Annotated in this window: 2 tRNA genes and 3 rRNA genes; all 5 read left to right on the top strand. The window is 51.3% G+C overall.

Annotated features, from left to right (window positions below):
* Positions 1-185: 185 nt before the first annotated feature.
* The 5 genes from AC2VE5_RS23915 to rrf all read left to right on the top strand — a co-directional run bounded on the left by AC2VE5_RS23915 (position 186) and on the right by rrf (position 5245).
* Positions 186-1675, top strand: a 16S ribosomal RNA gene (locus AC2VE5_RS23915).
* Between the two features lie 107 nt (positions 1676-1782).
* Positions 1783-1856 (top strand) — tRNA-Ile (locus AC2VE5_RS23920).
* A 70-nt stretch (positions 1857-1926) separates the two neighbouring features.
* Positions 1927-1999 (top strand) — tRNA-Ala (locus AC2VE5_RS23925).
* 163 nt (positions 2000-2162) lie between these two features.
* Positions 2163-5053, top strand: a 23S ribosomal RNA gene (locus tag AC2VE5_RS23930).
* Between the two features lie 74 nt (positions 5054-5127).
* Positions 5128-5245 (top strand): 5S ribosomal RNA (rrf, locus tag AC2VE5_RS23935).
* The 16S, 23S and 5S rRNA genes sit together here with 2 tRNA genes alongside, the layout of an rRNA operon.
* Positions 5246-5316: the final 71 nt, after the last annotated feature.

The following is a 5316-nucleotide window of genomic DNA, read 5'->3' on the forward strand; positions in this document are numbered from 1 at the left end:
AGTTGATAGATTAATAAAGCGCTGGAGAGGGAAGCGAAAGCGGAGCGAACCAGAAGGCACGCCGAACCATGAAAAAATTATAGTTGAAAAGCCAAAAAAAAGCACTATAGTCTTCGTCAGAGAAACTATAAGAAAGAGATTCACTTAGGGTGAATCAAAGAAGAGCTAACAAATAGACTCCAAACAAAACGGAGAGTTTGATCCTGGCTCAGGATGAACGCTGGCGGTATGCTTAACACATGCAAGTCGAACGGATGTTTTCGGACATTAGTGGCGGACGGGTGAGTAACGCGTGAGAATCTAGCTTCAGGTTGGGGACAACAGTTGGAAACGACTGCTAATACCGAATGTGCCGAGAGGTGAAAGATTTATTGCCTGAAGAAGAGCTCGCGTCTGATTAGCTAGTTGGTGGGGTAAGAGCTTACCAAGGCGACGATCGGTAGCTGGTCTGAGAGGACGATCAGCCACACTGGGACTGAGACACGGCCCAGACTCCTACGGGAGGCAGCAGTGGGGAATTTTCCGCAATGGGCGAAAGCCTGACGGAGCAATACCGCGTGAGGGAAGAAGGCTCTTGGGTTGTAAACCTCTTTTCTTAGGGAAGAAAAAAATGACGGTACCTAAGGAATCAGCATCGGCTAACTCCGTGCCAGCAGCCGCGGTAATACGGAGGATGCAAGCGTTATCCGGAATGATTGGGCGTAAAGCGTCCGCAGGTGGCATATCAAGTTTGCGGTTAAAGGTTCTGGCTCAACCAGAGACAGGCCGTGAAAACTGATAAGCTAGAGTATGGTAGGGGCAGAGGGAATTCCCAGTGTAGCGGTGAAATGCGTAGAGATTGGGAAGAACACCGGTGGCGAAAGCGCTCTGCTAGGCCAAAACTGACACTGAGGGACGAAAGCTAGGGGAGCGAATGGGATTAGATACCCCAGTAGTCCTAGCCGTAAACGATGGATACTAGGTGTAGCTTGTATCGACCCAAGCTGTGCCGTAGCTAACGCGTTAAGTATCCCGCCTGGGGAGTACGCGCGCAAGCGTGAAACTCAAAGGAATTGACGGGGGCCCGCACAAGCGGTGGAGTATGTGGTTTAATTCGATGCAACGCGAAGAACCTTACCAGGACTTGACATGTCGCGAATCTGAGTGAAAGCTTAGAGTGCCTTCGGGAGCGCGAACACAGGTGGTGCATGGCTGTCGTCAGCTCGTGTCGTGAGATGTTGGGTTAAGTCCCGCAACGAGCGCAACCCTCGTTTTTAGTTGCCATCATTAAGTTGGGCACTCTAGAGAGACTGCCGGTGACAAACCGGAGGAAGGTGGGGATGACGTCAAGTCAGCATGCCCCTTACGTTCTGGGCTACACACGTACTACAATGCTACGGACAAAGGGTAGCAAGCATGCGAATGCAAGCCAATCCCATAAACCGTGGCTCAGTTCAGATTGCAGGCTGCAACTCGCCTGCATGAAGGCGGAATCGCTAGTAATCGCAGGTCAGCACTACTGCGGTGAATACGTTCCCGGGCCTTGTACACACCGCCCGTCACACCATGGAAGCTGGCTTAGCCCGAAGTCGTTACCCTAACCGCAAGGAGGGGGATGCCGAAGGCAGGGCTGGTGACTGGGGTGAAGTCGTAACAAGGTAGCCGTACCGGAAGGTGTGGCTGGATCACCTCCTTTAAGGGAGACCAAACCCATCGATAACTGAAAATCAAAATAGGTTTAGATGAGGTCAACCTAGGTCGTGGCGAAGCAAGTGGGGCTTTTCAACTATAATTAAGGTTTGGGGGCTATTAGCTCAGGTGGTTAGAGCGCACCCCTGATAAGGGTGAGGTCCCTGGTTCGAGTCCAGGATGGCCCACCTTGCAATAGTAGCAAGCACTAGGTGTTGGCAATTAAAACAGCAAACAAAGCTTGAAACTAAATCAAAAGGGGGTTTAGCTCAGTTGGTAGAGCGCCTGCTTTGCAAGCAGGATGTCAGCGGTTCGAGTCCGCTAACCTCCACATGAGGAAAAGCAACAAATAGTTAATTCAGCACCGGGACTATGAATTCACAATAGTCAGAATGCTGAGTTTATACTCAGTCAGAACCTTGAAAACTGCATAGAGAAAGCAAATAGCAGGCAGATCCACGAGGTATTACCTCATGTATCTGACAAAAGAAACTGGTCAAGCTACAAAGGGCTAATGGTGGATACCTAGGCACGCAGAGGCGAAGAAGGACGTGGCGACCGACGAAAAGCTCCGGGGAGCTGGAAGCAAGCATTGAGCCGGAGATGTCCGAATAGGGCAACCTAGAAACAGCTTGTTGAATATATAGACAAGCATGAGCGAACCCAGCGAACTGAAACATCTTAGTAGCTGGAGGAAGAGAAAGAAAAATCGATTTCCTAAGTAGTGGTGAGCGAAAAGGAAACAGCCTAAACCAGTAGTTTTAATTACTGGGGTAGTGGGAAAGCGACATGGAAGCTGGAAGCTAGACGAAGCAGCCAAAAACTGCACCAGAGAAGGTGATAGTCCTGTAGTCGAAAGTGGAAAGATACTAGCTTAATCCCGAGTAGCACGGGGCACGAGAAATCCCGTGTGAATCAGCGAGGACCACCTCGTAAGGCTAAATACTACTGCGTGACCGATAGTGAAACAGTACCGCGAGGGAAAGGTGAAAAGAACCCCGGAAGGGGAGTGAAATAGAACATGAAACCATTAGCCTACAAGCAGTGGAAGGACGATTAAACGTCTGACCGCGTGCCTGTTGAAGAATGAGCCGGCGAGTTATAAGTAGTGGCAGGTTAAAGCAATAATTGCTGAAGCCAAAGCGAAAGCGAGTCTGAATAGGGCGAAAAATATGTCACTGGTTATAGACCCGAACCCGGGTGATCTAACCATGTCCAGGATGAAGCTTGGGTAACACCAAGTGGAGGTCCGCACCGACTGATGTTGAAAAATCAGCGGATGAGGTGTGGTTAGGGGTGAAATGCCAATCGAACCCGGAGCTAGCTGGTTCTCCCCGAAATGTGTTTAGGCGCAGCGGTTGTGATTATAGTCTGGGGGTAAAGCACTGTTTCGGTGCGGGCGGCGAAAGCTGTACCAAATCGAGACAAACTCAGAATACCAGATGCACACACAACCAGTGAGACGGTGGGGGATAAGCTTCATCGTCAAGAGGGAAACAGCCCAGACCACCAGCTAAGGTCCCCAAATTGTCACTAAGTGATAAAGGAGGTGGGAGTGCAAAGACAACCAGGAGGTTTGCCTAGAAGCAGCCATCCTTAAAAGAGTGCGTAATAGCTCACTGGTCAAGCGCTCCTGCGCCGAAAATGAACGGGGCTAAGTGACGTACCGAAGCTGTGGGATATCTAAGAAATATCGGTAGGGGAGCGTTCTGCTTTGGGTGAAGCACTAGCGGCAAGCAGGTGTGGACGAAGCAGAAGTGAGAATGTCGGCTTGAGTAGCGAAAACATTGGTGAGAATCCAATGCCCCGAAACCCTAAGGGTTCCTCCGGCAGGTTCGTCCGCGGAGGGTTAGTCAGGACCTAAGGCGAGGCCAAACGGCGTAGTCGATGGACAACGGGTAATTAATCCCGTACTGATGTTGATTTGTGCAGAGGGACGGAGAAGGCATGAGCCAGCCGGATGTTGGTTACCGGTGCAAGCGTTCAAGGCGTTGAGGAGTGGAGAAAACATTCTGAGCTGAGGCGTGAGTCCGAGGTGATACGTCACCGAAGTGGTAGCAGTCAAGCTTCCTAGAAAAGCTCCAAGCACGTTAAATCAATGTTACCTGTACCCGAAACCGACACAGGTAGGGAGGTTGAGAATACCAAGGGGCGCGAGATAACTCTCTCTAAGGAACTCGGCAAAATGGCCCCGTAACTTCGGAAGAAGGGGTGCCCACCTAAGACGTGGGTCGCAGTGAAGAGATCCAGGCGACTGTTTACCAAAAACACAGGTCTCCGCAAAGTCAAATGACGACGTATGGGGGCTGACGCCTGCCCAGTGCCGGAAGGTTAAGGAAGTCGGTCAGGACGCAAGTCTAAAGCTGGCGACTGAAGCCCCGGTGAACGGCGGCCGTAACTATAACGGTCCTAAGGTAGCGAAATTCCTTGTCGGGTAAGTTCCGACCCGCACGAAAGGCGTAACGATCTGGATGGTGTCTCAGAGAGAGACTCGGCGAAATAGGAATGTCTGTGAAGATACGGACTGCCTGCACCTGGACAGAAAGACCCTATGAAGCTTTACTGTAGCCTGTAATTGAATCCGGGCTGAGCTTGCGCAGGATAGGTGGGAGGCGTTGATATTGCCCTTGTGGGGGTAATGGAGCCAACGGTGAGATACCACTCTGGCGCAGCTAGGATTCTAACTTGGAGCCGTTAGCCGGCACAAGAACCGTTGCAGGTGGGCAGTTTGACTGGGGCGGTCGCCTCCTAAATGGTAACGGAGGCGCGCAAAGGTTCCCTCAGCACGCTTGGAAACCGTGCATAGAGTGTAAAGGCATAAAGGGAGCTTGACTGCAAGAGTCACAACTCAAGCAGGGACGAAAGTCGGCCTTAGTGATCCGACGGCACTGAGTGGAAGGGCCGTCGCTCAACGGATAAAAGTTACTCTAGGGATAACAGGCTGATCTCCCCCAAGAGTTCACATCGACGGGGAGGTTTGGCACCTCGATGTCGGCTCATCGCAACCTGGGGCGGAAGTACGTCCCAAGGGTTGGGCTGTTCGCCCATTAAAGCGGTACGTGAGCTGGGTTCAGAACGTCGTGAGACAGTTCGGTCCATATCCGGTGCAGGCGTAAGAGCATTGAGAGGAGCCCTCCTTAGTACGAGAGGACCGGGAGGGACGCACCGCTGGTGTACCAGTTATCGTGCCAACGGTAAACGCTGGGTAGCCAAGTGCGGCGCGGATAACCGCTGAAAGCATCTAAGTGGGAAGCCCACCTCAAGATGAGTGCTCTCATGGAATAATCCAGTAAGGTCACAGGAAGATTACCTGTTAATAGGCGCGAGGTGGAAGTTCAGCAATGGATGCAGCCGAAGCGTACTAATAGACCGAGGGCTTGACCTGATAATTGAAAATCTATTTGCTTTTCTATGCAGTCTTCAGGGTGCTGGGACTAAAACCACGCATTCAACAATTTTCCTGGTGCTTATGGCGCGGTGGAACCACTCCGACTCCATCCCGAACTCGGAAGTGAAACGCTGCTGCGGCGACGATACTTTGGGGGTTGCCCCACGGAACAATAGCTCAGTGCCAGGTCTATTTTTAAGCAAAAGGATGATGCTTCAATTACTGAAGCATCATCCTTTGCCTATTTTTGATTTCATCTC

The sequence above is a fragment of the Aliterella sp. E5.1 genome (assembly GCF_057473825.1).